Source organism: Streptomyces sp. NPDC026672, assembly GCF_040638185.1.
Classification (GTDB): Bacteria; Actinomycetota; Actinomycetes; order Streptomycetales; family Streptomycetaceae; genus Streptomyces.
Window position 1 is genome coordinate 232,622 of sequence record NZ_JBEZXS010000001.1, and the last position, 26,589, is coordinate 259,210.

Below are 26,589 nucleotides of genomic sequence, written 5' to 3' on the forward strand. Positions count from 1 at the left end.
GAGGCCGCAGGCCGCGAGGCCGCAGGCCGCGAGGCCGCAGGCCGCGAGGCCGCAGGCCGCGAGGCCGCAGGCCGCGAGGCCGCAGGCCGCGAGGCCGCAGGCCGCGAGGCGGGTGCGGACTCCCGTTCCTCGGTGGTGAGTTCGGTCCTCCGCCCGGAGGGGGCGTGGCGGGTCCGGTCGTGGTCGGGGTGGGTAGCGTGCTCGTGGAGGTGGTGTGGGTGGGGCGTTGGAAGGACGGCGTGGGGACGCTGGTCGTGCGGGGCGGGGACGGGGAGGACGTCGGCGTGCCGCTGGAGATCGCCGCGTCCTACCGGGCCCGTACGCGCGGGCTGCTGGGGCGGGAGTGGGTCGAGGGGGCGATGCTGCTGTCCCCGGCGAGCGGGGTGCACACCCTCCGGATGCGCATGCCCATCGACGTCGCCTATCTCGACCGGCGGCTGCGTGTCGTCGCGGTGCGCACCATGCGGCCAGGTCGCCTCGGACGGCCCCGGCTCCGTGCGCGACACGTGGTCGAGGCGGAGGCCGGGGCGATGGCCGGGTGGGGGCTGGTGACGGGGGCCAGGGTCGAGGTGCGCACGGAGCGGGACTGAAGGGGGGTCGGCCTCCGGCTCACTACCCGGAGCGCGGGAAGGAGACCTCCACCCGGCGGTTCTTCTTCCGGCCCGCCTCGGTGGAGTTGTCGGCGATCGGGTACTGCTCGCCGTAGCCCCGGACCTCGAACGTGACGTTCGCGTCGTTCAGGTCCTGCTCCAGGACGGCCTGTACGGCGTTGGCGCGCTGCTTGGACAGGACGTCGCCGTGGGCCGAGGAGCCCAGGTCGTCCGTGAAGCCGAACACCCGGACCTGGGTGGCGTTCTGCTTCCCGATCTCCTCGGCGATCGCCGCGATGCGGGCCTTGGCCTCGGCGCCGAGCCGGGCGCTGTCCTTGCCGAACAGGACCTCGGCCTGGAGGGCGAACTTGACGTCGGCGTTGGTGTCCTCGCGGCGTTCGTCGCCGCTCTGGTCCTCCACGACGGACTTGATGTCCAGCACCTTGGGCTGCGCCAGCGTCGCGCCCTCGGGGAGCTTGAGGTCGGGGTCGGTGGGGTCGACCTCCACCGGCGCGCCGGCCGACGGCTCGGTTCCCGGGGGGACGCTGGGGCCGCCGTCATCGGCCGCGGCGGGAGCGGCCCCGCAGAGGCAGACGGCGACGAGCAGGGTGCTGAGAACCAGGGGAATCCGGGGGGTTGTGGTCACGGGTGCCTCACCCGGAGATCTGGATGGTGGCCGGCGCGAACATCGGCAGTTCGAAGCTCACGTCCGTGATGTCGGAGGGCGGCGCCGGGAACTGCATGAAGACCGGCAGCGTCTCCCCCGTCTTCAGGGCGGGCATGCTGGTCGTCGTCAACGGGCGGCCGTCCGTGTCACGCAGCACGTAGTACCGCTTCTTCCCCTTGGAGTCCACCAGCGTCGCACCGCCGAGGGACCTGCCGTTGCGGATGATCTCCGTCTCGTTCCCGCTCAGTTGGGCCGGTACGTTGGCCGTCCTGCTCCCGTCGTTCTTCAGCGTGCCGTTCACGGTGACGAAGCCGCCGGAGTCACGGTCGGCCGAGGTGATCTGGAGCGTCAGGCCGTCCGGCCCCCGCAGTTCGGCCATGGGCTCGGACGACTGCCCCTCCTGGGCCGACGGTCCCGAACCGCCGTCCTTGGAGGCAGTCTCCGACGACGTCGGTTTCCGGTCGTCGCCCCCGCCACCGCCTCCCCCACCGCAGCCGGCCACGCCGAGGGCCAGCCCGGCCGCGACGGTCAGCGCGAGCGTCCCCCTGCGGGCCTTCGCTGTGAACCGCATGCTCATCACTCTGCTTTCTTCGTCACTCGTCGTTCGCGTGTCAATCCGCGAGGTGGACATCGAACAGGTCTTCCGGCTGCGGGAGTTCGCCGAGGTCCTTCGGATCCAGGTCCCAGTTCCGGTCCTTGCAGCTGAGCCGCGGAAGCACGTCGTCCCCTGCGTCCTGACCCGTGTCGCCCCCCGGTCCCTGGCCCGTGTCGTCCCCCGTGCCCTCGTCCGGCGGTTCGAAGGTGCAGAGCGGCTCGATCACGGCGGTCGCGGAGGCCGTGGAGTACGTGTTCTCCGTACCGGGGACGATGGAGTCCCCGACCGGCTTGTCACTCTTGACATCGACCGTGTAACCCAGCAGGCCGGACAGCTCGCAACGTTCTACGTGGGCGTCGTTCTGCCCGGCCAGTTGGAACGCGCGAGGGCAGGAGGGCGTGAGCGGTATCCGGCCGTCGAAGATGTCCTGCCACTTCGTCGGGTCGAGCACATCGGTCACCCAGGCGCCCGCGAGCTGGTCCCTGGTGTCCTGTGCCGCCGCCAGCGCCGCGGCGTCGGCCGCCGTCTGGGCACCGTTCCGGTTCGTCGCCGCCTGGCCGACCGCGAGGTAGGCGAACGCAAGAAAGAGCAAGCCCGCCACCACCACGATGTAGATGGGAAAGGCTTGCCCGGAGTCGCCGCGGCTACTCAGCCACCCGTGACTTCGGTGATCTTGTCCACGATGGCGCTGTAGATGGTCTGCCCGATGTCCGTACCCGTGATCGCCAGCACGATGGCCACGACCACCGCGATGATTCCCAGGTACTCCACCGCGGTCTGTCCCCTGTCGTCGCGGGCGGCGCGAGCCTGAAGGTGTGCGACGGTCGTGTGGAGCCAGTTGCTCATGCTGTTCGCCTCCAGGTTCGCTTCCGATCAGCTCACCGTACGGCGCACCGACCCGGACCCGAGAGGGCCCCAGGACCCATTCCCGGACCCATTCCCTCCCTCGTCTCCCCATCTCACGCCACCCCCAACCACTTCGCCGTCGCCTGTGTGCGGGTCGTGGTGTGGAGTTTGGCGAAGATGTGGTTGATGTGGTTCTTCACCGTCTTCTCGCTGATGAAGCACACGGCGGCGATCTGCCGGTTGTTCATCCCGGACGCCACGAGGTCCATGATCTCCGCCTCCCTCGCGCTGAGTTGGAACCGCGACCTCACCGATTCTCCCACATGAGATTGCATCTGTGAATGCCCCACTGGGGGTGAATCACTTGTCTGTACGGGTAGTTCCGATGATCCGTGTGCAGTTGCATCCGGTCGCAGCGCCGCCATCAGCGCTCCCGCCGCCGACGGCGTGAAGTGCGGCCGGCCCTCCTTCACATCCCGTACCGCCGTCACCAGTTGCTCCACCGTGAACTCGCCGTGGACCAGATAGCCACCCGCCCCGAGCCGCACCGCCTCCCGTACGACGCTCGACTCGTGGCTGTACGTCAGCATCATGACCGGTGCCAGGCGGGCCAGGTGCGGAAGTGCCGCGAGACCGTCGACCCCGGGCATGCGCACGTCGAGCAGGATCACGTCCGGACGGAGCCGCACCGCCGCGTCGTACGCCTCACGGCCGTCCACCGCCTCCGCGACCACCGTGATGTCGTGGCGGCCGGAGAGCAGGGACGTCAGGCCCGCGCGAACCACCGGGTTGTCGTCGGCGACCACGACGCGCAGGGGCTCGGGCGGCTGCGCCGGGAAGGGGTTCGGCGGGGGCTGCAGCATCGGGGGCCTCCTCTCATCCTGCGGGGCGTGGGCGGAAACCGGACCGTGCGGGCTCTGCGGGCCGTTCGGGCTGTGCGGAGCGTTCGGGGAGGGCGTCCAGCGGGAGTTCGAGGCGTATCTCCGTGCCCCTGCCCTGGCGGGTTTCCCCCGTCGTGAGCCGTGCCCCCACCGACGTCGCGCGTTCCGCCATGCCGATCAGGCCGAAGTGGCCGGTGCCGCGCAGGTGTTCCAGGGTGGTGCCGGGCGGGAGTCCGGTGCCGTCGTCGGTGACGGTCAGGCGGAGCACGTCGTCGTGGACGCCCGCGCGGATCTCCACGCGGGTGGCGTGCGCGTGCCGGTGGGCGTTCTCCAGCGCCTCCGCCACGACGGCCAGCAGCTGCCGGGCCACCACGCGCGGGACGGGCGGGAGGGAGCGGTCGCCGTCCGCGACCGCGGTCGCCGGCAGGGCCGTACGGGTGGTGAAGTCGTGCGCGGCGGCGGTGAGTCCCGGGAGTACGTCGGTCACCGCCGCCGGGTCCGTCTCGTGGCGCAGGTCCGTGAGGAGGGCGCGGGTCTCGGCCGCCGCCCTGCGGGCCGAGCGGGCCACCAGCTCGGCCTGTTCCCTGACCCGGGCGGGGTCCATCCGCTCGTCCGCCGCCGCCCGCGCCGCCAGGCCCTCCGCGGCGAGCGCCACGCCGTGCAGGGTCTTGGCCACCGAGTCGTGCATCTCCCGTGCCAGACGGGCCCGTTCGGCGCTCACCGCCTCGGTGACGGCGAGGCGGGCCTGCACGGTCGTCAGGGCGCGGGTGGCGGTGCCGAAGCGGAGCATCAGGGAGCGCAGGGTCGAACCCATGGCGCCGGTGATGACGCACAGACCGGGCAGGAACAGGGCGTCGGCGAGGTCCGTGCCGGCGTTCCTGTGCAGCGTGGCGTGGACCAGGAGCAGGATCAGGGACTGGAGGGAGGCGAAGAAGGCGGCGCCGCGCCAGCCGTAGACGAGTCCCGCGAGCAGGGGGGTGCCGACGCTGACGTAGGCGAGGGGGGTGTCCGTGCCCGCCGACACCAGCAGGAGCGAGCCGACGAGGGTGTCCGCGGCGAGCAGGGCGGGGTGGCGCAGGAGGAGGGGGCCGAAGCGTTCCCAGTCGCGGAAGAGGACGTACGACACCATGAACGTGACGACCACGGCCCCGCCGACCAGGCGGACGCCGAGGCCGGGGGCGGCGTTGACGAGGGCGGCAGGTGCGGCCAGCGCGATCATCGCCAGCCGGAACCCGAACACCTGCCGACACATCGCCTGAACCGCCCGCACCTGAATCTTCGCGGAACCGGAACCGGCAACGAAGCCCTCGCCGGAAGCGGGCCCCTCGCCGGGAACGGCAACACCCGACACGGAATCACCACCGACAACGATCCCGACCGCCCCGCTGAACACGGACGCCACGGCGGAAGCCACCGACCCAACGGGTGCCACCGACTCGGCGCCCACCGTCAGCTCCGCAGACACGATCGGCCCGGCGGGGGCCATCGGCTCCGCAGGCTCCGCCAGCCCGGCAGGCGCCACCGGCTCCGCAGGCGCCGTCAACTCGGTGGATGCGACCGGCCCAGCAGGCGACGTCGGCTCGGCGCCCACCGTCGGCTCCGCAGACGCGATCGGCCCGGCAGGGGCCATTGGCCCGGCAGGCACTGTCGGCCCGTTGGTCGCCGCCAGCCCGGCAGGCGCCACCGACTCCGCAGGCGCCGTCAGCTCGGTGGATGCGACCGGCTCGGCAGGCGCCGCCAGCCCGCCAGGCGCCACTGGCTCGGCGGACGCCTCCGGCTCCGCAGGCGCCGTCGGCCCGGCAGGCTCCGCCAGCCCGCCAGGCGCCACCGGCCCGGCAGGCGCCGTCGGCCCGGCGGGCGCCATCGGCTCGGCCTGTGCCGCGACACCGCCCCGTGTCCCGTGGCGCGTGAGTGTGTGTCTTGCTCGGGTGAGGTGGGTGGGGGGTTCGTTGCGGTCGTTGGGGGGTGGCGGCGTCGGCATGGGGGGTCGCCTACCTCCCGGCGATGGACCCGAAGTCCACGCCGGAGCCGAGGATGAGGCCCGCGCCGAGGAGGAGCATCGTGGCCGGGACCATGAACGTGGTGATCATCAGGGTGGCCCGTGGCACCGCGCGGGCGGCCTTGCGGCGGGCGTTCTGGGCGTCCGTGCGGCGCATGTCCTTGGCCAGCGAGACCAGCGTGTCGACGATCGGGGCGCCGAGTTCCTCGCCCTGCTGGAGCGCGGTGACGAACATGGCGACCTGTTCGGAGTCGTTGCGGCGGCGCAGTTCCGCGAACGCCTGGCGGCGGCTCATGCCGAGGTCCATCTGGCGCAGGGTGATGCGCAGTTCGTCGGCCCAGGGACCCTCGTACCGGGTGGCCACGCGGTCCAGGGCCTGGCGGAAGCCGAGGCCGGCGCTGACCACGACGGCGAGGACGTCCAAGAAGTCGGGCAGGGTCCGCTCGATGACGTCCCGGCGGACCCGGATCGCCGACCAGATCCCGACCTCGGTCCAGAACGCGCCGAAGGCGAGCAGCAGCAGTGCCACGAACCACTGGCCGCGCAGCAGGAAGACCAGGAAGCCGATGCCGCCGAGCGCGCCGTACACCGCCCGCCGGGCCGCGTAGCGGTCGATGGTGAGGCCGCCAGGGTTGCCCGCGAGATCGATCCTGCGGCGGTACTTGGCGACCTGCCGGGGGCCCATGAGGCGCAGCACCAGGGGGGCGTACCGCATGCCGAGGCGGTCGATGAGGGAGTGGGTGGCGCCGGTGCGGGTGGCGCCGACCTCCAGGGCGAGGGCGAGGTCGTCGGGGAGTCTGGCGTCCGCGCGGTACATGCGGACGCCGGCGAAGACGCCCCAGACGGCGAGGCCCATGACGAGTGCCAGGAGATAGGTCATGCCGGTGCCCTCCTCAGACGTCGATGCGGCTCATGCGGCGGATGAGGACGAAGCCGACCGCGTACAGCGCGAACGCGACGATCACGCACGCCTGGCCGACCGGTGAGCCGGTCATGCGTTCCAGGGCGCCGTCCTTGACCCCGTTCATCAGGAACAGGGCGCCGATGCCGAGGACGGGCACGGCGTACGACGTCATGGTCACCTGGGACAGCTGGGTGCGGATCTCGCGGCGGGTCTCCTTGCGTTCCTCCAGGGTCTCGGTGAGGTTGCGCAGGGCGCTCACCACCTGGCCGCCGGCCCGGTTGGACAGGACCAGGGTGGTGACGAGGACGACGAGTTCGCGGGAGGGCAGCCGGTCGGCGAGTTCGCCGAGGGCGTCCTCCATGGACAGGCCGATCGCCAACTGGTCGGTGACCTTGGCGAGTTCCTCGCCCGCCGGGGCCTCCAGCTCCTCGGCGGCGATGCCGAGCGCGGTGCGCAGGGCGAGGCCGGCCTGGGTGGCGTTGGCCAGGATGCGGGCCATTTCGGGGAGTTGGTTGATGAAGCGCTCGATGCGCTTCTGGCGCTGCCAGTTGAGGAACTGGACGGCCGCGCCGATGCCGAGGAGTCCGGCGATGGGGCCGAAGAAGGGGGCGAGGGCGGCCTGTCCGACGAGCCAGAGGGCGACGACGGCGGCGGCCATGGCGGCGAAGAACTCGCCGGGGGTGACGTCGAGTCCGGTCGCGGCGAGGCGCAGTTCGAGGCGGCGGCCGAGCCGGGTGCGGCGCAGCCTGCGGTCGAGGGTGCGGAAGCGGCGCCGACGGCCGGGCCCGGGGCCCTGCCCGGAGTGCGAGAGGCGTTCGACGAGTGCGGCGCGCTGGGCCCGGCCCGAGGCGTAGACGTGGAGGCCGGCGACGGCCAGGACGCAGGTCAGCAGGGTGACGCCGGTGGTGAGGGTGACGAGGGTGTGGAGTTCCATGGGCGTGGCTACCTGGCTTCTCGGGTGGCGAGCTGGTCCGCGTGCCGGGCGACGCCGAACGCCTGGGGCAGGGGCTGGCCCGCCATGTGGAGGCGGTCGGCGGTGCGGCGCGGGAGGGGGAAGTACTCGAAGACGCCGTGGACATGGCCGTCGGGTGTCAGGGGCTGCGCCTGGAAGCGGGCGGCGCTCGCGATCCGGTAGGGCTCGCTGCCGTGGCTGTCGAGCAGGGCGATCTCGGTGATGCGGCGGGCGCCGTCGGCGAAGCGGGTGAGCTGGACGAGGACGTCCACGGCGCTGTTGATCTGGTCGTGCAGGGCGACGAAGGGCACCTCGACGTCGGACATGGAGGCGAGGGTCTGGAGCCGGGTGAGGGCGTCCTCGGCGCTGTTGGCGTGCACGGTGGCCAGGGAGCCGTCGTGGCCGGTGGACATGGCCTGGAGCATGTCCAGGGACTCGCCGCCGCGGACCTCGCCGACGACGATGCGGTCGGGGCGCATGCGCAGGGAGTTGCGGACGAGGTCGCGGATGGAGACCTGGCCCTTGCCCTCGACGTTGGGCGGGCGGGACTCCAGCCGGACCACATGGCTCTGCTGGAGCTGGAGTTCGGCGGAGTCCTCGATGGTGATGATGCGTTCGTGCGCGGGGATGAGCCCGGACAGGGCGTTCAGCAGGGTGGTCTTCCCGGTGCCGGTGGCGCCGGAGACGATGATGTTGAACTTGGCCTGCACGAGGCCCGCGAGCAGGTACACCATGGGTTCGTCGAGCGAGCCGAGCCCGATGAGTTCCTGGAGGGTGAAGGAGCGCGGGAAGCGCCGGATGGTGAGGACGGGGCCGGTCAGGGACAGCGGCGGGATGATGACGTTGACGCGCTCACCGGACGGGAGGCGGGCGTCGACCATCGGATTGGACTCGTCCACCCGGCGGTTGACCGTCGACACGATGCGTTCGATGGTCTGCATGAGCTGGTCCTGCGAGACGAAGCGCAGCGGCAGCTGCTCGACGCGGCCGGCGCGTTCCACGAAGATCATGTCGGGTCCGTTGACCATGATCTCGGTGATGGAGGCGTCCTCCAGGAGCGGTTCGAGGATGCCGAGGCCGAGCGCCTCGTCGACGACCCGGCGGATGAGCTGGGCGCGTTCGGCCGTCGACAGGACGGGGCCCTCGCGGCTGATGATGTGCCCGAGGACGCGTTCCAGCCGGGCCCGGCGCTCGGCGGCGGCGAGCGAGCCCATCTCCGCGAGGTCGATCTCCTCCAGGAGCTTGGCCCGGTAGGAGGCGACCAGATGGCCGTCCTCGCTCCGGCGGCCGTGCTCCTCGGGGGAGTTGATGCGTGCCCGCAGGCTCATGGGTCGCGTGCTCCTCGTTCAGTGGTCGAGCGGCATGGTGGCGCTCTTGCGGGCGTCGCCGAAGTTCCAGACGACCTGGGGGATGTGGACGGTGGCGGTGACGGTGACCGTGTCGCCCCCTTCGGAGGCGGCGCAGGCCACGCTCATGCCGCCGCTGACCGCGCTCGCGCACGCCTGGCCGACGTCCTGCCGCAGCGAGGCGGCGCGGGCCCCGGCGCGGGCGGCGGTCCCGGCCTGTTCGGCGGCGTAGGCGATGGCCCCGAGCTGGATGCCGGCCAGCCCGACGAGCAGCAGGATCGGCAGGAACCCCAGGTATTCGACGGCGACCTGTCCCGCGTCGCGACGCCTTCGGTCGCGGGGCATCTCAGCGCTTCACCTCCTCGACGGTGCCGGCGTGGCCGTGGACGGTGACGGGGAAGTCGACGGAGCCCGGGAAGAGCACGGGCACCTTGAGGGAGACGTCGGCGGTGACGTAGCCGGTACCGTCGCACTGGTTCACGGTGGCCCCCTGTCTCCAGGCCCCGGACAGATGCCGCAGCGCGGCCTGCGAGCACGCGCCGAAGCGTTCCCCCCGGGGCGCGGCCGTCCCGGCCCGCACTCCCTCGTCCGCAGCGTTCCCCGCGAGCGTGTAGGCGTACCCCACGAGGACGCACTGCCACATCAGCACCAGGGTGAGCAGGATGAGGGGGGTCATGCCGAGCAGTTCGACGCTGACCTGTCCCCGGTCCCCGCGCGGCCGTCTCATCGGCTCACTCCTTCCGCCGCCGCAGACCGGCCGTGCCGCGCTCGCCGCGGGGCCGGCCGCGGTGGGAGGTCTCGGGGGCGCGCGCCAGGCCGAGTTCGCCCGCGAGGGCCCACAGGGCCTGCTTGACGGTGCTGCGGCCGTCGAGTTCATGGAGGCGTCCGGAGTCCACCACGCCCTGGAGTTCCTTGAAATTGGCGGGGATCGCCGTGCCGGCGAGGGCGGTGCCGGTGATGCGCTGGATCAGCTGGGGCTGGATCTCGGTGGCGCGGCTGTGCCGGTTGACGACGACGGTGGTCTCCTCGGCCTTGCGGATCTGGAGCCGGTCCCACATGCGGACGGTGCGTTTGGCGGCCCGTACGGCGACCACGTCGGGGGTGGTCAGCAGCAGGGCGGTGTCGGCGGACTCGACGGCGGTGGCGCTCGCGCCGCTGAGCTGGGCGCCGCAGTCGACGACGACGACCTCGTAGCGGGAGCGCAGGGCGCGCAGGATCTGGCGGGCGGCGGTGTCGGTGACCTCCTCGCCGCGTTCGCCCTCGCCGGGGGCGAGCAGCAGGGCGAGCCCGGTGTCGTGGCGGAAGACGGCGTCGGCGAGGACGCGCGGGGAGAGGTCGGTGATCGCGGCGAGGTCGGCGACGGAGCGGCGGAACTGGATGTCCAGGTAGGAGGCGACGTCGCCGGTCTGGAGGTCGAGGTCGACGAGGGCGGTGCCGCGGCCGGACGCCTGGGCGGCGAGGGCCAGTTGCACGGCGGCGAGGGTGGTGCCGACGCCGCCCTTGGCGCCGCTGACGGTGACGAGGGTGCCGCCGGAGCCGCCGAGCGGGTCGGCCCCGTGGCCGAGGTGGCGGCGCACGCCCTTGGACCACTGGGCGACGGCCTGGACGCGGCTGGCGAGGTCCTCGTACCCGAGGGGCAGGGAGACGACGCCGCGGGCACCGGAGTCCATGGCGGCGGAGAGGACGCCGGGGGTGGTGTCGGTGGTGACGAGGACGACGCCGGCGGCCGGGAAGCGCAGGGCGACGTCCCGGATGAGTTCGAGGGCGGGGACGGGCCCGATGCGCTCGTGGACGACGACGACCTCGGGCAGTTCGTCGAGGGACTCGGCGGCGAGCCGGGCGAGGGTGTCGACAAGCTGGGTGGAGTCGGTCACGGGCGGCAGGGGTTCGGCGTCCGGGAGCTGGCTGAGCAGGCTGATCAGGGAGCGGGCGGCGTCCGGGTCACCGACGGCCGGGAGGATTCTGGTGGGCATGCGGGCCGCCTCTCACTTGTCCGTCGCGAGTTCGTACGTGCGGTCCTTGTCCGGGACGGTGGTCTCGCTGCCGGGGGCGACGAGGGCGAGCCGGACCCGCTGGGCGAAGGACTCGGCGTAGGTGATGCGCTGGGCGTCGAGGGTGGACAGCGCGAAGGTGATGGGGACGACGTCGGTGGGCCGCTGGTCGTTGTTCCGGTCCGGTTCCAGGGAGGTCAGCCTGCCGACGTCGAGGACCCGGGCGTCGGTGACGATGATCTTGGACTGGTCGGGGGCGCTCTGGGTCCTGCCCTCGAAGGTGGCGTAGACGTTGACGCGGGAGCCGGTGGTGATCTTGCCGGCGACGCCGGTGGCCGCGTCGATCATGATGGCGACCTCCTGCTCACCGGGCTTGAGTTCGGGCCGGTCGGCGACCATGTCGGTCTGGAGCAGGGAGCCCTTGTGCAGGGTGGTGACGGCGATCTTGCCCCGGATCTGGCGCAGGCTGGTGACGGCATTGGCGGACAGCCAGCGCTCGGGCATCGAGATCTTCTCGAACTGGCCCGCGGTCAGCGCGGTGTAGGGCTCGACGTTCGACCTGAGCCGGTAGGCGGTGACCTCGGGGCCGACCTTGGACTTCACGTCGTCGATGACGGAGAGCACGCCGGCGAACGCGCCGAGCGCGCAGACGACCGACAGGATCAGGAGTATCACGCCGCGGCGCTGACGGGAGTTCATGAACCGTGCAACCTCATTGGGGGAATCGGTCGGGCGCAGTCGTTGGGGGAGGAGCGGGGGTGCCGGGGCCCGTCAGGCGGGTGTGCGCTGTTCGAGGGCCCGTGGGGCGGGTGGTTCGTGGCCGGGCGGGGTCGCGGAGCAGAAGACGCAGCGGTCGCCGATGAGGTCGATCCCGCACCAGTGGCAGACGGTCTGCCGTACGGAGGTGACGAGCTGGTAGAGGACCGAGAGGTCGGCGAGGTGGGCGGCGTACTCGACGACGCGGCCGGTGCCCCACCAGGTCGCGGACTCGGCGGGCAGCGGGGCCTCGCGCAGCCCGTGCACGTTCCAGGACTTGGCGAGCGTGCCCACCCACTCGGACTGGAGCTGCCCCTTGGCGACGAGCATCCAGGTGCCGAACTCGGGTCCGGCCAGGGCGGCTTCGGGGCCGACGCGCACGAGTTGGGGCTCGGGGTGGGCGGCCACGGCGAACTGGCTGCCGGGAACCCAGGACTTGGCGTGCGCCTTGAGTCCGACGGGGACGCGGTCCAGTCGGGCGACCGAGGCGAGGACGGCGCCCGCGTGGATGTAGTGGGTGAGCAGCCGGCCCGCGGAGGCGAGCACACCGGGGCCGAGGTCGCAGGAGGCGAGCTGCCGCAACTGGCGGGCCAGCACGGCGACGCCGAGGGGCGGCAGGGCGGGCTGGAAGAGGGCGATGCGGTCGCTCTCCATGAGCGAGCGCAGGGTGTGCAGCCGCCTGGTCACGGCCGCGGGGACGGCCTGCGAGCTGACGACGATCAGATGGCCGTGCAGTTCCAGGAGGGCGTGCAGCTCGGCCAGGGTCTGGTCGAGCGGCCGGGTGTCGAGGTCGCGCAGTACGACGGCGGGCATGGTCCGCTCGTCCTGCGCCGGCAGCGCCATGTCGGCACTGGTCACGGCGATGGCAGTTGGCACGCGCAGCTCCCCGCTCTTCACACCCGTCGGCCCACCGGTGTCACTCCCGTGCGCCGAGACGACTTCACTGCGTGACTACCTCAGCACTGTAACCACGGCTCTGTGACCGGAGAACAGCGTTTGTGCAGCGGAGTGGTATCCGTCTTCGCACAACACCTGCCAAATCGGGGCAGGTTGAACATCCCGTGAAGGGCGGTTCTGGTCTGGACCTCTTGACAGCAGGATTGGTCTGGACCAACTTGGAGGGCAAGCGGTGGCCACCGTCCGCACCTCGTCTCCACCCCCGTCTGCACCCCGTCTCCCCCCGTCTCCACCTCCCTCTCCCCACCGACTCCCCCACCGGAGGCCCCAGTGGACCGCGCCCCAGGCATGCCCAGACCCAGACGCCGGATCAGGACCTGGTCCGCGACCGCCGCCCTCGCCCTCGCGGTCGCGGGGCTCGCGAGCACCCCCGCGTCCGCCGCGGACGTCAACAACGTGAAGAACGCCGGCTTCGAGTCGGGCCTGAGCAACTGGACCTGTTCCGCGGGCAGCGGCACCGCGGTCTCCTCCCCCACCCACTCGGGCGGCTCCGCGCTCAAGGGGACCCCGGCCGGGCAGGACAACGCCCAGTGCACCCAGTCGGTGGCCGTGAAGCCCAACTCGACCTACTCGCTCGGCGCGTGGGTGCAGGGCGGCTACACCTACCTCGGCGTGACCGGCACCGGCACGACGGACGTCTCCACGTGGACGCCCGACTCGCCGTCCTGGAAGCAGCTGACGACCAGCTTCACCACCGGCGCGAACACGACCTCGGTCACCGTGTACACGCACGGCTGGTACGGCCAGGCCGCCTACTACGCCGACGACCTCTCGGTGTTCGGCCCCGACGGCGGCGGGGGCGGCGGCAACCCGGCCCCCACCGTGCCGGCCGCGCCGGGCGGGCTGTCCGTCTCCGGCACGACGTCCTCCTCGGTCTCCCTGGCCTGGAACGCGGTGTCGGGAGCGACCGGCTACAACGTCTACCGCAGCGGCACCAGGGTGGCGGCGGTGACGGGCACCTCGGCCACCGTCACCGGACTCGCCGCGTCGACCTCGTACCCCTTCCAGGTCACCGCGACCAACTCGGCCGGTGAGTCCGCGAAGTCGGCGACGGTCAACGCGACGACCGCGGCGACCGGCGGCGGGGGCGGGGGCGGCGGCTCCGTGGCCAAGCACGCCGTGACCGGCTACTGGCAGAACTTCAACAACGGCGCCACCGTGCAGAAGATCTCCGACGTGCCCTCCGGCTACGACATCATCGCGGTGTCCTTCGCCGACGCGACGGGGACGCCAGGCGGCGTGACCTTCAACCTGGACTCGGCCGGCCTCGGCGGCTACACCGTCGACCAGTTCAAGGCGGACATCCGGGCGAAGCAGTCGGCCGGCAAGAAGGTCGTCATCTCGATCGGCGGCCAGAACGGCACCGTGTCCATCAACGACTCGGCGTCGGCGAACAACTTCGCCAACTCCGTCTACGGGCTGATGCAGACCTACGGCTTCGACGGCGTCGACATCGACCTGGAGAACGGCCTCAACGCGACGTACATGACGCAGGCGCTGCGCTCGCTCTCGCAGAAGGCCGGCTCCTCGCTGGTGCTGACGATGGCGCCGCAGACGATCGACATGCAGTCGACGTCGAACTCCTACTTCCAGACGGCGCTGAACGTGAAGGACATCCTCACCGTCGTCAACATGCAGTACTACAACAGCGGTTCGATGCTCGGCTGCGACGGCAAGGTCTACAGCCAGGGCTCGGTGGACTTCCTCACCGCGCTCGCCTGCATCCAGCTGGAGGGCGGTCTGGCCCCGTCCCAGGTGGGCCTCGGCCTCCCGGCGTCCACGCGCGGGGCGGGCAGCGGCTACGTCTCCCCGACGATCGTGAACAACGCCCTGGACTGCCTGACCCGGGGCACCAACTGCGGCTCCTTCAAGCCGTCCAAGACCTATCCGGGCCTGCGGGGCGCGATGACCTGGTCGACCAACTGGGACGCCACGGCGGGCAACGCCTGGTCCAACGCGGTCGCACCGCACGTCCACGCCCTCCCGTAGACGCCGGCCGCCCCTCGGGCAGCAGCCGGTGAAACCCCCCACCCGGCCCCACCCGCCTCTCGGCGGGTGGGGCACGGTCGTTCGGCCGCCGGTTCCCTACTCCTCGAAGTAGGCGTCCAGCACCTTGTCCAGGTCGGTCTCCCACTCCTTGAAGCGGCTGCGGGACGCCGCCTCTATCTCGATGGGGTACCAGCGGCTGTCGGGGGTGTGCACGGTGACCGTGAACCGCTTGCCGAAGCGGGCCGTCTCGGTCTCGACGGCGCCGATCTCGTCCCAGCGGAACTCGCACGACTCCTCGTCGAGACTGAGGCGTACGCCCTTGCGGTCGGCCACGATCCGCGCACGGCGGTCGGACGCCTCGAAGACGGGGCTCTCACCGTCCGTCTCCTCGCCGTCCGTCTCCTCGGATTCCTCGGAGTTCGCCTTCGCTCCGTCCGACGTCTCGCCGGACGTCTCGGTGTCCGCCTCGGCGGGGGTGTCGGACGCGGCTGACGCGGACCCGGCCGGCGCCGTGTCCTCGCCCTCCGGCCCGGCGCCCTCGGCGTCGGACGCGGGTGAGGTGAGCCCGGGGATGAAGGCCGGGTCGAACCCGGCGCCCTCCAGGGGCTTGCTGGTCGATCCTATGCGCTGCTCCACGGCGGAAAGTATGGACGACTTTCCTGTGCCCGAACCAGCCGCACCGCCCTTCACCCCGGTTCACCCCCCTTTGGCGCCCGGCACCCGGACGCCCGTACGCCGTCTAGACGAAGAGGCTGACCACGGCGGCGACCGCGAAGCCCGCCACCGACAGCACGCTCTCCAGGACCGTCCAGGTCTTCAGCGTGTCGCGCTCGGTGATGCCGAAGTACTTGGCGACGATCCAGAAACCGCCGTCGTTGACGTGCGAGGCGAAGATGGAGCCGGCGGAGATCGCCATGATCACGAGGGCGACGAACGCCTGCGAGTGGTGGCCCTCCGTCAGCAGCGGTGCCACGATGCCCGCCGTGGTGACGATCGCGACCGTCGCCGAGCCCTGGGCCACCCGCAGCACCAGGGAGATCAGGTACGCGAGGACGATCACCGGCAGGCCGACGTCCTGGAAGGTGTCCGACAGCGCCTGGGCGACACCGCTCGCCTTCAGCACGGCGCCGAAGATCCCGCCCGCGCCGACCACCAGCAGGATGTTGCCGACCGGCTTCAGCGAGGCGGTGGAGACGGTCTCCAGGGACTTGCGGGACCAGCCGCGCCGGATGCCGAGCAGGTAGTAGGCGAGCACCAGGGCGATGGTGAGGGCGACGAAGGGATGGCCGAAGAACTCGACGACCGAACGGCCCGTGGAGGGGTCGAGGGCGATCGAGGAGAACGTGGCGGCGAGGATCAGGACGAGCGGCGTGCCGATGATGCCGAGGACCGTGCCGAGCGGCACCGGCTCCTCCTGCGGCTCGACGCCCGAGCGGCGCTGCTCCTCCACGACGGCCCGCTTGGCCTCGTCGGCGGCCTCGGCCATGTCCTGCGGCACGGCGACGAAGATCCGCCGGCCGATCCAGGCGGAGAACACCCAGGCGGCGAGGACGGCGGGGATGCCGCAGACGATGCCCATGAGGATGATCCAGCCGAGCTGGACGTGGAGCAGACCGGCGGCGGCGACCGGGCCGGGGTGCGGCGGCAGGAAGGCGTGGGTCATGGACAGACCGGCGAGCAGCGGCAGGCAGTAGAGCAGGATCGACTTGCCTGAGCGCTTGGCGGCCGCGTACACGAGCGGCGCGAGGACGAAGATGCCGACGTCGAAGAAGACCGGGATGCCGAAGATCAGACCCGTGAGTCCCATCGCGAGCGGCGCCCGTTCCTCGCCGAACAGGCCGAGCAGCCGGGACGCCAGCACCTCGGCGCCGCCGCTGACTTCGAGGATCGCGCCGAGCATGGTGCCCAGGCCGATGATGATGGCGACGTGGCCGAGGATGCCGCCCATGCCGGACTCGATGGTGGAGACGGCGTCCGAGCGCTGGACGGTGCCGAAGAGTTCGGTGACCGAGAGGCCGGCGAGCAGGCCGACGGCTATGGAGACGGCGAGCAGCGCGACGAAGGGCTGGAGCCGCGCCTTGATGATCAGGAAGAGCAGCAGGGCGATGCCGATGGCGGCGACGGTGAGCAGTCCGGCGGTGCCGTCGAGGAGCAGGAGCAGACCTCCGGTGTGGGGCGGGGAGGCCGGTGCCGCGGCGGCGAGAGGATGGGACATAGGGGGTCCTCTACGAGATTCCATGATGCGGGGGCTCTGGGCGGTGTCCCCCCGCCGGGCACGGCCGGGCAGGGGGGATCGCGGCACGGCGGCCCGGGGGTGGGGGCCGTCGTGCCGTGCGGACGTGCGGGGTGCGGGGTTCGAGGGACCGTCAGCCGAGTACGGCCAGCGCGTCGATCTCGATGAGGAGCCCCGCGGGCAGACCGACGTAGACCGTCGTGCGCGCGGCGGGCGGCTGGGTGAGGCCCTGCTCCTCGAAGTAGGTGTTGTAGATGCCGTTCATCTCGGCGAAGTGGTCGACGTCGGTCAGATAGACACGGATCATCACCGCGTCGTCCCAGCTCGCGCCGCCCTCCTCCAGGATCGCCTTGACGTTGGCGAGGGTCTGGAGGGTCTGCTCGCGCAGGGTGGGCCCGGCGGGCGTCGGCGGCCTGCCCTTCTCGGCGGGGAGGAACCCGACCTGACCGGCGACCTGGAGGACGTTCCCCTTCCGCACCCCGTGGGAGAACCTGGCGGGCGGGGTGGTGTGGGTCTTCGGGGTGAGCGCGGTCTTCTCGGTCATGCGGGGGTGTCCTTCACTGGAGTTCTGCCGGAGTACTCGCCGCTGACGGCGTCCGCGGTACGGCGCACCTGCGGGAGCAGGGTGAGGAGTTCGTCGGCGGTGACGACGACGTTGGGCGCGGAGACGGACATGGCGGCGACGACCCGTCCGTCGGCGCCGCGGATCGGTGCGGCCACGCAGTTGATGGACTCCTCGTGGCCGCCGAGGTCGGTGGCCCAGCCCTGTTCGCGGACCTTGTCCAGCTCCCGCAGGAAGGCGGGGGCGTTGGGGGTGGAACGGGCCGTGTACATCGGGTAGTCGAGCTTCTCCGCGAGGGTGTGGCGCTCGGCCTCGGGGAGGTCGGCGAGGAGCAGTTTGGCGACGGCGGCGACGGTGATCGCGACGGGCTTGCCGATGCGCGAGTACATCCGTACGGGGTAGCGGCTCTCGACCTTGTCGATGTAGAGCACCTCGTTCTCCTCGTACACGGCGAGGTGGACGGTGTGCCCGGTCCGCTCGTTGAGGCGTACGAGGTGGGGGTGGGCGATCTCGCGGATGTCGAGGTTCTCCATCGCCTCCTGGGCGAGGGCGAAGAGGCGGGCGCCGAGGCGGTAGCGCTGGTCGGACTGGCGGTAGACCAGGCCGTGTTCGTGCAGGGTGCGGAGGAGGCGCAGCGCGGTGGACTTGTGGACGCCGAGGCGGTCGGCGACCTGGCCGAGGTCGGCGGGGCCCTCCGCGAGCAACGGCAGGATGCTCAGTGCGCGGTCGACGGTCTGACTCATGGGGTGCGTACCTCCTCCGGGGCCTGACCGGCCTGTGTCCAGCCGGGGCCGAGTCGAAGTCTCCCCCACGCGTCGTCGTCCAGGGCCGCCAGGCGGTCGGCGTGGTCGCGGGACGGGGGTGCGGCGAGGTCGCCGGGGGCGGTGAGGGCGGCGGCGGCCATGAGGTGGCCGTGCCGGAGGCGGTCCCTGGCGGGCAGGCCGCGGAGGGTGGCGGAGAGGAAGCCGGCGGCGAAGGCGTCGCCCGCGCCGGTCGCGGCGCTGACCTCGACCGACAGGGACGGGACGTGCGTCTTCACGGGCGGGGTGTCGGACCGGGCGTCCGTCGCCGGGGCGGCACCGCGGCCCGGGGGACGGCGGGACCCATGGCCCTCGAACGCCGTCGCTCCCCGTTCGCCGTCCTTCACCACCAGCACGCCCGGTTCCGGCAGGAGGTCGCGGATGCGTTGGGCGTCGCCCTTCAGTCCCCACGCCTCCTCCGCCTCGTCCCGGCCCACGAAGACGATGTCGGCCGTGCGGGCCAGGTCCAGGAGGAGACGGCCGCCCGAGGTGTCGCGCCAGAGGCCGGGGCGGTGGTTGACGTCGAAGCTGACGACCGGGCGGCCGGGGCGGGGGCGCACGAGTTCGCGCAGGAGGGCCAGGCACCCCTCGGAGAGCGCCGCCGTGATGCCGGACAGGTGGAGGATCCGGCCGGCCCGCACCGCCGCGAGGTCCACGGAGCCCGGTCGCATCGCCGAGGCCGCCGAGCCCGTCCGGTAGTACGCCACCTCGTGCGCGTCGCCGGCCCGGTCCCCTGCGGTGCGGAAGTACACGCCCGTCGGCCGCGCCCGGTCCCGGCGCACCGAGCCGACGTCGACGCCGTACCCCGCGATCGTCTCCACCAGGTGGTCGCCGAAGCCGTCCGCGCCGACCCGGCTGACCCAGCGGGTGGAGTGGCCGGCGGCGGCGAGCACACAGGCGACGTTGGACTCGGCGCCGCCGATGCCGCGGTCGAAGGAGGGCACGTCGGCGAGTCGGCCGGGCCGGGAGGGAAGGAACGTGACCATGGACTCGCCGAGCGCGACGACGTCCACGACGCCGGGGGCGTCGCCGGGTCCGTTGGCGGTCACGATGGTGTTGGCTCCTCGGTCGGGCGGGTCGCGGCGGCTCCGTTGACCCCGTGTTGGCCGAGATGTTAGACAGCAGTGAGCGACATACGCAATGGACGTTGCATGATTCGCAACGACCCAGATCAGGAGGTCCCATGAGCAGCACGGAGGCGCTCTCCCGCCTGGCCGAGGACCATGTCGACCATCGCTTCAAGGGCCTCCCGCCGGACGCCGCGGGCCTGACCGTCGCCGAACTCGCCGCCCAGCGCCGCAATCTGTTCACGGACGGCTTCACCTCGCCCGTGCTCGCGCTGTCCGCCGAGCGCCTGGAGCACAACCTGGGTCTGATGGAGACGTACGCCGCCCGGCACGGCCTCGCCTTCGCCCCGCACGGCAAGACCTCCATGGCACCGCAGCTGTTCCACCGCCAACTGGAGCGCGGCGCCTGGGGGATCACCCTCGCCGTCCCCCACCAGGTGCGGGTGGCACGGGCGTTCGGGGTCGGGCGGATCTTCCTCGCCAATGAACTCGTGGACGCGCCGGCGCTGCGCTGGATCGCCGCCGAGCTCGCCACCGACCCGGACTTCCGCTTCGTCTGCTACGTCGACTCCGTGCGCGGCGTCGAGCTGATGGACGCGGCGCTCGCGGGCGCCGCCCGCCCGGTGGACGTGGTGGTCGAACTGGCCGCGGGCGAGGGCGCGCGGACCGGCGCGCGCACGGAGGCGGAGTGCGCGGCGGTGGCCGACGCGGTGGCCGCGGCGCGGGCGCTGCGGCTGGTGGGCGTCGCGGGCTACGAGGGCGAGGTGCCGGACCCGGACCCGGAGCGGGTGCGGGCCTGGCTCACCCGGCTGGTGGCACTGGCCACCGGCCTCGACGCGGCGGGCCGGTTCGCCGGGGCGGAGGAGATCGTGGTGAGCGCGGGCGGCAGCGCCTGGTTCGACGCCGTCGCCGACGTGTTCGCCGGTGTCCCCGGCCTCTCCCTGCCCGTGCTGAAGCTGCTGCGCTCGGGCGCCTACGTCTCGCACGACGACGGCCACTACCGCGAGCTGACCCCCTTCAACCGGGTCCCGGAGGAGGGCGCGCTGGAGCCCGCGTTCCGGCTCTGGGCGCAGATCGTCTCCCGCCCCTCCCCCGGCCAGGCGTTCGCCAACGCGGGCAAGCGGGACGCGGCGTACGACCTGCACCTGCCGTTCGCCCAGGTGCTGCGCCGGGACGGCGCCGAACGCCCGGCGGCCGGCGTCTCGGTGACCGCCCTGTCGGACCAGCACACCTGGCTCGCCACCGCCCCGGAGGCCGACGTGGCGGTCGGCGACTGGATCGGCCTCGGGCTGTCCCACCCGTGCACGTCCTTCGACAAGTGGCAGCTGATCCCGCTGGCCGAGGCGGACGGCACGGTCGTCGACTACATCCGTACGTTCTTCTAGGAGGCAGCGCCGTGGAGGACCTCGTCATCCGGGACGCCGACGTGGTGGACGGCACGGGCGCTCCCGCGTACCGCGCCGACGTGGTGGTCGACGACGGCAGGATCGTCGCGATCGTGCGGGAGGCCGCGGCCGCCGGGTGCCAGCGCCCCACGGCCGTGCGGGAGCTGGACGCGGAGGGCCTGGTCCTCGCGCCCGGATTCATCGACATGCACGCCCACAGCGACCTGGCGCTGCTGCGCGACCCGGACCACAGCGCGAAGGCCGCGCAGGGGGTGACGCTGGAGGTCGTCGGCCAGGACGGGCTGTCGTACGCCCCGGTCGACGACCGCACCCTGGAGGAGGTGCGCCGGGCGATCACCGGCTGGAACGGGTACGGCGACGACGTCGACTTCGACTGGCGCTCGGTCGGCGAGTACCTGGACCGGCTCGACCGGGGCATCGCCGTCAACGCGGCCTATCTGGTCCCGCAGGGCACGGTCCGCGCGCTCGCCGTCGGCTGGGAGGACCGCCCGGCCACGCCCGCCGAGCTGGACCGGATGCGGCAACTGGTCGCGGAGGGCCTGGAACAGGGCGCGGTCGGCATGTCGTCCGGGCTCACCTACACCCCCGGCATGTACGCGGGCGACGCCGAACTGACCGAGCTGTGCCGGGTGGTGGCGCGCCACGGCGGCTACTACTGCCCGCACCACCGGTCGTACGGCGCGGGCGCCCTGGAGGCGTACGCCGAGATGGTGGCGCTGACCCGGGAGGCCGGCTGCGCGCTGCACCTCGCCCACGCCACCATGAACTTCGGCGTGAACCGGGGCCGCGCGCCGGAGCTGCTGGCCCTGCTGGACGAGGCGCTGGCCGCGGGCGCCGACATCAGTCTCGACACCTACCCCTACACCCCCGGCTGCACCACGCTTGCCGCCCTGCTGCCGAGTTGGGCGAGCGAGGGCGGCCCGCGGGAGATCCTGGCCCGGCTCACCGACGAGGAGAGCGCCGAGCGCGTCCGGCACCACCTGGAGGTCGTCGGCTCGGACGGCTGTCACGGGGTGCCCGTGGAGTGGGACACCGTCGAGATCTCGGGCGTGAGCGAGCCGTCCCTCGCCGACCATGTCGGCCGTACGGTGCGCGAGTCGGCGCGGCTGCGCGGGGAGGCCCCCTGGACGACCGCCCGCCGGCTGCTGGTCGAGGACCGGCTGGGCACGACGATCCTCCAGCACGTCGGCCACGAGGAGAACGTCCGCGCGATCATGCGGCACCCTGCGCACACGGGCGGCTCGGACGGCATCCTCCAGGGCGCGAAGCCGCATCCGCGGGCGTACGGCACCTTCCCGCACTATCTCGGCCACTACGTGCGGGAGTTGGGGGTGCTGTCCCTGGAGGAGTGCGTGGCCCGGCTGACCGCGCGGCCCGCGGCCCGGCTGCGGCTGCCGGACCGGGGCACGGTGCGTGAGGGGTACCGCGCCGACCTGGTGCTGTTCGACCCGGGGACGGTCGCGGCGGGCGCCACCTTCGAGCGGCCGCGCACGCTGCCGACCGGCATTCCGCACGTGCTGGTCGACGGCCGCTTCGTGATCGAGGACGGCCGCCGCACGGACGCCCTCCCGGGCCGGTCGGTCCGCCGCACGCCCGTATGACACCGGGCCGGCCCCGGCACCCGCCCCCGCCCTGCTGCTAGGGCTTGGGCAGGGTGCAGGCCGGGCGGCTGAGGTCCAGGCGGTTGCCCGTGGTGAAGCAGGCCGGGATGGTGTACGTCTGCTCGGCGTAGTTGATGCCCTGGCGGACGGTCACGTTGCCGTTGGCGTCGACCTCGCACGGGTTGTTCAGCGTGCAGCGCTGGCCGTCCTCGTTGCCGGTGTTGTTGACGGCGACGACCTTGCCGGTCGCGTCGTCGACCACCGGGGAGCCCGAGGTGCCGCCGATGGTCTGGCAGGCGGAGGTATAGCGGAGCGAGTCCTTCCAGGTCCAGTCGCCCTCCTTCAGCTGCGGCACGAAGCCGTCGATGGCGCAGCTGTAGGTCTCCTTCCAGTAGCCGGAGACCACCGTGATCGCGGTGCCGGCGACCGGGTGGGTGTCGCTCAGGGGCAGCGCGTTGATGCCGTAGGAGCTCCTGATCTGCGCGTAGGTGCTGGTGAGCTGGTAGAGCGTGACGTCCGTGTCGGTCATCGTCGAGTACACGACCCGGTTGGCGCGCAGGGTCCCGACGCGGGTGGCGGAGGCGTTCAGCAGGCCGAAGGTACGGCTGGACGCCTGGCCGACGATGACCTCGCCGGGCTCCGGGAAGCCGGTCTCCAGGCAGTGGCCGTTCGTCATGACCAGCGCGGGGTCGGAGTCCGCGGAGTTCGGGAGACGGACGACGGAGCCCGAGCAGTTGCTGAGCGCCACCGTGCCGGCGAAGTTCACCGCCTGGATCGTGGGGGCCGGCCGCTGTGCGGTGGGCGCGGCGACCGCGGGGGCCACGCCCGTCCCGGAGACGACCAGGGCGGCGAGCACGGCAAGGAGAGGCTTGTTCATGTGGGGTCCCCTCTGCTGACACGAGCGGCCGGAGATCTTCCGGGCGCCGTCTTGTCATGCACATTTTGATGTGCGCGGGGGACGGCCACAAGAAGCCCTCACCTGGACAACTCGCCCTCCGTCAGCCTTGTTTGGGCCCTCTGCCATGGCTTCTGCCCCGTCCCGGGGACCCGCCCGGACCGTCCGACGCGGTCGCGGTGGGCGGCGCGGAGGAGGGGCCGGGCGAGGGGGCGGTGGTGGTGCCGGCCGACCGGGTCGGGGTGCTCGCGGCCTTGGTCACGGGCGCCTCGGCGGGCACGCCCGACGCGGGCGCGCCGGTGGCGGCACCGGTGGCCGACGCCGCGTCCGACGAGCGGTCGGCCGATGGTGTCCCGGGATCCTGGGCACTCGGCCCGTTCCGCTCTGCGCCGCCCTGCCGCTCGCCGGACGACCCCCCGGAGAAGGAGAGCCCGGCGACCACCGCGGCCAGCGCAGCGGCCCCCACGGCCCCACCCACGACAAACCGCCGCCGCCGAACGGTTCCCCGCCCCCGCCGCACGGCCCCCCGCCCACCCACAGGCACCAACACCCCACCCACACCCGCCACCGACCCGCCCGCGGGCATCACGGCCCCGTCCCCCGGCACCACCACCCCGCCCACAGAAACCGAAGCCCCATCCCGAACCACCACGGCCCCACCACCCAGCACCGCCGCCCCACCCTCAGGCACCGCCGATCCGCCGCCGGAACCCGGGTGTCCACCCCCGAGAACCACCGCCCCAGCACCGGGCGCCGACGCCCCGTCCCCCGGCACCGGCAACCGATCCCCGGACGCCCATGGCTCACCCCCAGACGAGGCCAGCCCGTCCCCGGACACCGACAGCCCACCGGAAAACACCGCCGACCCGTCCCCCAGCACCGCCAACCCGTCCCCGGACGCCCATGGCTCACCCCCAGACAAGGCCGACCCGCCCCCGGACACCGACAACCCACCGGAAAACACCGCTGCCCCGCCCCGCGGCACCGCCAACCCGTCCCCGGACGCCCACGCCCCGCCCTCAGGCACGGCCGGCCCGCCCCCGGATGCCACCCACCCGCCGGCAGACGCCACCGTCTCGTACCCCGGTACCGCCGACCCGTCTCCGGGCGCCCACGGCTCACCCCCCGGCACAGCCGATCCACCTCCGAGCGCCACCACCCGGCCCGCGGACACCAACGGCCCCTCCCCGGATGCCGCCGCCCCGTCCCACGGCACAGCCGGTTCGCCCCCGAGCACCGCCGCCCCGTCCCACGAAGCCGAAGACCCGCCCCAAGCCACCACCGCACCGCCGTCGGGCACTGTGAACCCACCCGTCGGCACGCCCGGCCCGGCCCCGGGCCCCGGCACCGACCCGTACCCGGGCACCGATCCGACCCCCGGTACCAGCCCGTCCCCGGGCACCGACCCAACCCCTGACGTCGGCCCGTCCCCGGGGACCGGTCCGGCCCCGGGTGGTCGGCCAACCCTCAAACCGGCCAGGACGCCGTCGGGCAACCGTGGGAGGGGGGTCGTTTCGTCGTACGCCGTCTGCCAGCCGTGTGCGGCTGCCGGGTCGTCGTACTCCTCGTACGCGGGGGTCGGTGCGGCCTGCGGGAGGTAGACGTGCGGCGCCCCCTGGGCCTCGCCGTACGCCCCGCCGTCGTCGTCGCGAGCGTGCCTGGGCATGGGCGCGCATTGTAGGTACGGGTGGGGCACCGGGACAGCTACCGGCGATAACAGTCCAAAACACTCCGTCTCACGTGGTGGAAAACACGACCCGAGTGGCATTACCCGGCCGTAAGCTCACCGTCATGCAGGTGATCCAGTCGACGAAGCTCGCCAACGTCTGTTACGAGATCCGGGGCCCAGTGCTCGAGGAGGCGATGCGGCTGGAAGCGGCCGGCCACCGCATCCTCAAGCTGAACACGGGCAACCCGGCGGCGTTCGGCTTCGAGTGCCCGCCCGAGATCCTGGAGGACATACTCCGCAACGTCTCCACGGCACACGGCTACGGCGACGCCAAGGGCCTGCTCGCCGCCCGCCGGGCGGTCGTCATGCACAACCAGACCATCGGCATCGAGACGGACGTCGAGCACGTCTTCATCGGCAACGGCGTCTCCGAGCTGATCGTGATGGCGATGCAGGGCCTGCTGGACGACGGCGACGAGGTCCTGGTGCCGGCGCCGGACTACCCGCTGTGGACGGCCGCGGTCTCCCTGTCCGGCGGCACGGCGGTGCACTACCGCTGCGACGAGCAGTCCGACTGGATGCCCGACCTCGCCGACATCGAGCGCAAGGTCACCGACCGCACCAAGGCGCTCGTCATCATCAACCCCAACAACCCGACGGGCGCGGTGTACGACGAGGCGATGCTCAAGGGCCTCACCGACATCGCCCGCCGCCACAACCTGCTGCTCTGCTCGGACGAGATCTACGACAAGATCCTCTACGACGGCGCGACCCACACCCCCACCGCGGCGGTGGCCCCGGACCTGCTCACCCTCACCTTCAACGGCATGTCGAAGGCGTACCGGGTGGCCGGCTACCGCGTGGGCTGGATGTCGGTGTCCGGGCCGCGCGCGCACGCCGACTCCTACATCGAGGGCCTGACGATCCTGGCGAACATGCGCCTGTGCGCCAACATGCCGGGGCAGCACGGCGTGGTGGCCGCGCTGAGCGGCCGCCAGACGATCGACGACCTGGTGCTTCCGGGCGGCCGACTCAAGGAGCAGATGGACGTCGCCTACGACCTGCTCACCCGCATCCCCGGGGTGACGTGCGTCCGGCCGAAGGGCGCGCTGTACCTCTTCCCGCGCCTGGACCCCGAGGTCTTCAAGATCAAGGACGACCGCCGGATGGTCCTGGACCTGTTGCGCCAGGAGAAGATCATGGTCGTCCACGGCACCGGCTTCAACTGGCCGGAGCCGGACCACTTCCGGGTGGTGACCCTGCCGACGGTCGGTGACCTGCGCGACGCGGTGACCCGGATCGGCGCCTTCCTGGACGGTTACGGCCAGCCGTGACCGCCGGAGCGCGCTCCGTGACCGGGGTCAATTTTAGACGAAATCTAAGCTAGGATGGCTTCCTGTCAGAGCACAGGAGGCCGTCCCCATGTACGAACCGATCCGCACCAAGTCGGTCCACAGCACCCCCCTGCCGACCGCCGCCTCCGACTTCCCCCACCGCTCCCGCGAGGAGGAGCTGGACATCCAGCTCGCCGGACACCTCGCGGCGCTGCTCGCCGTCACCGACGAACTGCGAGTGGTGACGCCGTCGTCCGAGCTGGACGCGGCGGCCACACGGCTCACCGAGCAGGTGGCCAGACTGCGGGGAGGCCGGATGCCGGTCCGCGCCGCGGGCACCACCGGTCCGCGCGCCGCGGGCCTCCACCGGCGCGCCCACGCGCTCGCCGGACGCGCCCTCGTCGTCGCGGCGTCCCGCGCCGACACGGCGGCGGCGATCCTCTCGGCGCAGCGCATGGACGCCCACGCCGCGGCCCTCACGGACCCCAAGGAGCTGAGCGCCACCCACTGACCCGCCCGTCACGGAAGAAAGCCCAGCCCCGCGGGCCA

The 26,589-nt window shown here is 72.4% G+C and carries 26 protein-coding genes; 6 read left to right on the forward strand and 20 right to left on the reverse strand.

Features of this window, described 5'->3' with window-relative positions:
* Positions 1–218 precede the first annotated feature (218 nt).
* Positions 219–590 (forward strand): DUF192 domain-containing protein, encoded by a 372-nt coding sequence (locus AB0F77_RS00995; RefSeq protein WP_361939239.1) that lies wholly within the window; start codon positions 219–221, stop codon positions 588–590.
* A 22-nt stretch (positions 591–612) separates the two neighbouring features.
* Here AB0F77_RS00995 and AB0F77_RS01000 read toward each other — a convergent pair whose 3' ends face one another.
* The 14 genes from AB0F77_RS01000 to AB0F77_RS01065 form a co-directional block, all read right to left on the reverse strand.
* Complete coding sequence (locus tag AB0F77_RS01000; RefSeq protein ID WP_361939242.1) at positions 613–1,236, reverse strand: OmpA family protein; 624 nt, start codon at positions 1,234–1,236, stop codon at positions 613–615.
* Positions 1,237–1,243: 7 nt separating this feature from the next.
* A complete protein-coding gene (locus AB0F77_RS01005; protein ID WP_361939245.1) occupies positions 1,244–1,834 on the reverse strand; it encodes a hypothetical protein in 591 nt (196 codons plus the stop codon).
* Positions 1,835–1,868: 34 nt separating this feature from the next.
* Positions 1,869–2,504, reverse strand: coding sequence for a pilus assembly protein TadG-related protein (locus AB0F77_RS01010; RefSeq protein ID WP_361939648.1), 636 nt, complete (start codon positions 2,502–2,504; stop codon positions 1,869–1,871).
* On the reverse strand, positions 2,501–2,698 hold the full coding sequence (locus AB0F77_RS01015; protein WP_361939248.1) for a hypothetical protein: 198 nt from the start codon (positions 2,696–2,698) through the stop codon (positions 2,501–2,503). The genes AB0F77_RS01010 and AB0F77_RS01015 overlap by 4 nt, the downstream gene beginning before the upstream one ends.
* 113 nt (positions 2,699–2,811) lie before the next feature.
* Positions 2,812–3,561 carry a response regulator transcription factor gene (locus AB0F77_RS01020; protein ID WP_361939251.1) on the reverse strand — a complete coding sequence of 250 codons (750 nt, stop codon included), beginning with the start codon at positions 3,559–3,561 and terminating at the stop codon, positions 2,812–2,814.
* A 13-nt stretch (positions 3,562–3,574) separates the two neighbouring features.
* Positions 3,575–4,831: an ATP-binding protein gene (locus AB0F77_RS01025; protein ID WP_361939254.1), complete on the reverse strand. Its 1,257-nt coding sequence runs from the start codon at positions 4,829–4,831 to the stop codon at positions 3,575–3,577.
* Between the two features lie 739 nt (positions 4,832–5,570).
* A complete protein-coding gene (locus tag AB0F77_RS01030) occupies positions 5,571–6,458 on the reverse strand; it encodes a DUF5936 domain-containing protein (protein ID WP_361939257.1) in 888 nt (295 codons plus the stop codon).
* 13 nt (positions 6,459–6,471) lie between these two features.
* Positions 6,472–7,416: a type II secretion system F family protein gene (locus AB0F77_RS01035; RefSeq protein WP_361939260.1), complete on the reverse strand. Its 945-nt coding sequence runs from the start codon at positions 7,414–7,416 to the stop codon at positions 6,472–6,474.
* A gap of 8 nt (positions 7,417–7,424) precedes the next feature.
* Positions 7,425–8,762, reverse strand: coding sequence for a CpaF family protein (locus AB0F77_RS01040; RefSeq protein ID WP_361939263.1), 1,338 nt, complete (start codon positions 8,760–8,762; stop codon positions 7,425–7,427).
* A gap of 18 nt (positions 8,763–8,780) precedes the next feature.
* The gene (locus tag AB0F77_RS01045; RefSeq protein WP_361939267.1) at positions 8,781–9,125 is read right to left on the reverse strand and encodes a TadE/TadG family type IV pilus assembly protein; all 345 of its coding nucleotides are present in this window, start codon (positions 9,123–9,125) and stop codon (positions 8,781–8,783) included.
* Between the two features lies 1 nt (position 9,126).
* The gene (locus AB0F77_RS01050) at positions 9,127–9,507 is read right to left on the reverse strand and encodes a TadE family protein (RefSeq protein WP_361939270.1); all 381 of its coding nucleotides are present in this window, start codon (positions 9,505–9,507) and stop codon (positions 9,127–9,129) included.
* Between the two features lie 4 nt (positions 9,508–9,511).
* Positions 9,512–10,753, reverse strand: a complete 1,242-nt coding sequence (locus AB0F77_RS01055) for an AAA family ATPase (protein WP_361939273.1) — start codon at positions 10,751–10,753, stop codon at positions 9,512–9,514.
* Between the two features lie 12 nt (positions 10,754–10,765).
* Entirely contained in the window at positions 10,766–11,470 is a 705-nt protein-coding gene (gene cpaB, locus AB0F77_RS01060; protein ID WP_361939276.1) for a Flp pilus assembly protein CpaB, read from the reverse strand.
* Between the two features lie 72 nt (positions 11,471–11,542).
* Complete coding sequence (locus AB0F77_RS01065; RefSeq protein ID WP_361939279.1) at positions 11,543–12,403, reverse strand: hypothetical protein; 861 nt, start codon at positions 12,401–12,403, stop codon at positions 11,543–11,545.
* Between the two features lie 369 nt (positions 12,404–12,772).
* Here AB0F77_RS01065 and AB0F77_RS01070 point away from each other — a divergent pair, with 369 nt between their 5' ends.
* Positions 12,773–14,473 (forward strand): glycoside hydrolase family 18 protein, encoded by a 1,701-nt coding sequence (locus AB0F77_RS01070; protein WP_361939283.1) that lies wholly within the window; start codon positions 12,773–12,775, stop codon positions 14,471–14,473.
* 96 nt (positions 14,474–14,569) lie between these two features.
* On the opposite strand, the gene AB0F77_RS01075 is transcribed toward AB0F77_RS01070, so the two are convergent.
* The 5 genes from AB0F77_RS01075 to AB0F77_RS01095 all read right to left on the reverse strand — a co-directional run bounded on the left by AB0F77_RS01075 (position 14,570) and on the right by AB0F77_RS01095 (position 19,117).
* Positions 14,570–15,109 carry a hypothetical protein gene (locus AB0F77_RS01075; RefSeq protein ID WP_361939286.1) on the reverse strand — a complete coding sequence of 180 codons (540 nt, stop codon included), beginning with the start codon at positions 15,107–15,109 and terminating at the stop codon, positions 14,570–14,572.
* Positions 15,110–15,212: 103 nt separating this feature from the next.
* Positions 15,213–16,688, reverse strand: a complete 1,476-nt coding sequence (locus tag AB0F77_RS01080) for a gluconate:H+ symporter (protein WP_361939289.1) — start codon at positions 16,686–16,688, stop codon at positions 15,213–15,215.
* A 151-nt stretch (positions 16,689–16,839) separates the two neighbouring features.
* Entirely contained in the window at positions 16,840–17,250 is a 411-nt protein-coding gene (locus AB0F77_RS01085) for a RidA family protein (protein ID WP_361939292.1), read from the reverse strand.
* Positions 17,247–18,011 (reverse strand): IclR family transcriptional regulator, encoded by a 765-nt coding sequence (locus AB0F77_RS01090; RefSeq protein WP_361939296.1) that lies wholly within the window; start codon positions 18,009–18,011, stop codon positions 17,247–17,249. The genes AB0F77_RS01085 and AB0F77_RS01090 overlap by 4 nt, the downstream gene beginning before the upstream one ends.
* Entirely contained in the window at positions 18,008–19,117 is a 1,110-nt protein-coding gene (locus tag AB0F77_RS01095; RefSeq protein WP_361939299.1) for a sugar kinase, read from the reverse strand. The genes AB0F77_RS01090 and AB0F77_RS01095 overlap by 4 nt, the downstream gene beginning before the upstream one ends.
* 134 nt (positions 19,118–19,251) lie before the next feature.
* On the opposite strand from AB0F77_RS01095, the gene AB0F77_RS01100 reads away from it, so the two are divergent.
* Positions 19,252–20,520, forward strand: a complete 1,269-nt coding sequence (locus AB0F77_RS01100) for an alanine racemase (RefSeq protein ID WP_361939302.1) — start codon at positions 19,252–19,254, stop codon at positions 20,518–20,520.
* Positions 20,521–20,531: 11 nt separating this feature from the next.
* Positions 20,532–22,142 carry a D-aminoacylase gene (locus AB0F77_RS01105; RefSeq protein WP_361939305.1) on the forward strand — a complete coding sequence of 537 codons (1,611 nt, stop codon included), beginning with the start codon at positions 20,532–20,534 and terminating at the stop codon, positions 22,140–22,142.
* Between the two features lie 37 nt (positions 22,143–22,179).
* Here AB0F77_RS01105 and AB0F77_RS01110 read toward each other — a convergent pair whose 3' ends face one another.
* A complete protein-coding gene (locus AB0F77_RS01110) occupies positions 22,180–23,019 on the reverse strand; it encodes a serine protease (protein ID WP_361939308.1) in 840 nt (279 codons plus the stop codon).
* Between the two features lie 1,809 nt (positions 23,020–24,828).
* Between AB0F77_RS01110 and AB0F77_RS01115 the strand changes: the two genes are divergently transcribed.
* Together AB0F77_RS01115 and AB0F77_RS01120 are read left to right on the forward strand one after the other, a co-directional pair.
* Positions 24,829–26,040, forward strand: a complete 1,212-nt coding sequence (locus AB0F77_RS01115) for a pyridoxal phosphate-dependent aminotransferase (RefSeq protein ID WP_361939311.1) — start codon at positions 24,829–24,831, stop codon at positions 26,038–26,040.
* Positions 26,041–26,128: 88 nt separating this feature from the next.
* The gene (locus tag AB0F77_RS01120) at positions 26,129–26,551 is read left to right on the forward strand and encodes a hypothetical protein (protein ID WP_361939315.1); all 423 of its coding nucleotides are present in this window, start codon (positions 26,129–26,131) and stop codon (positions 26,549–26,551) included.
* Positions 26,552–26,589 lie beyond the last annotated feature (38 nt).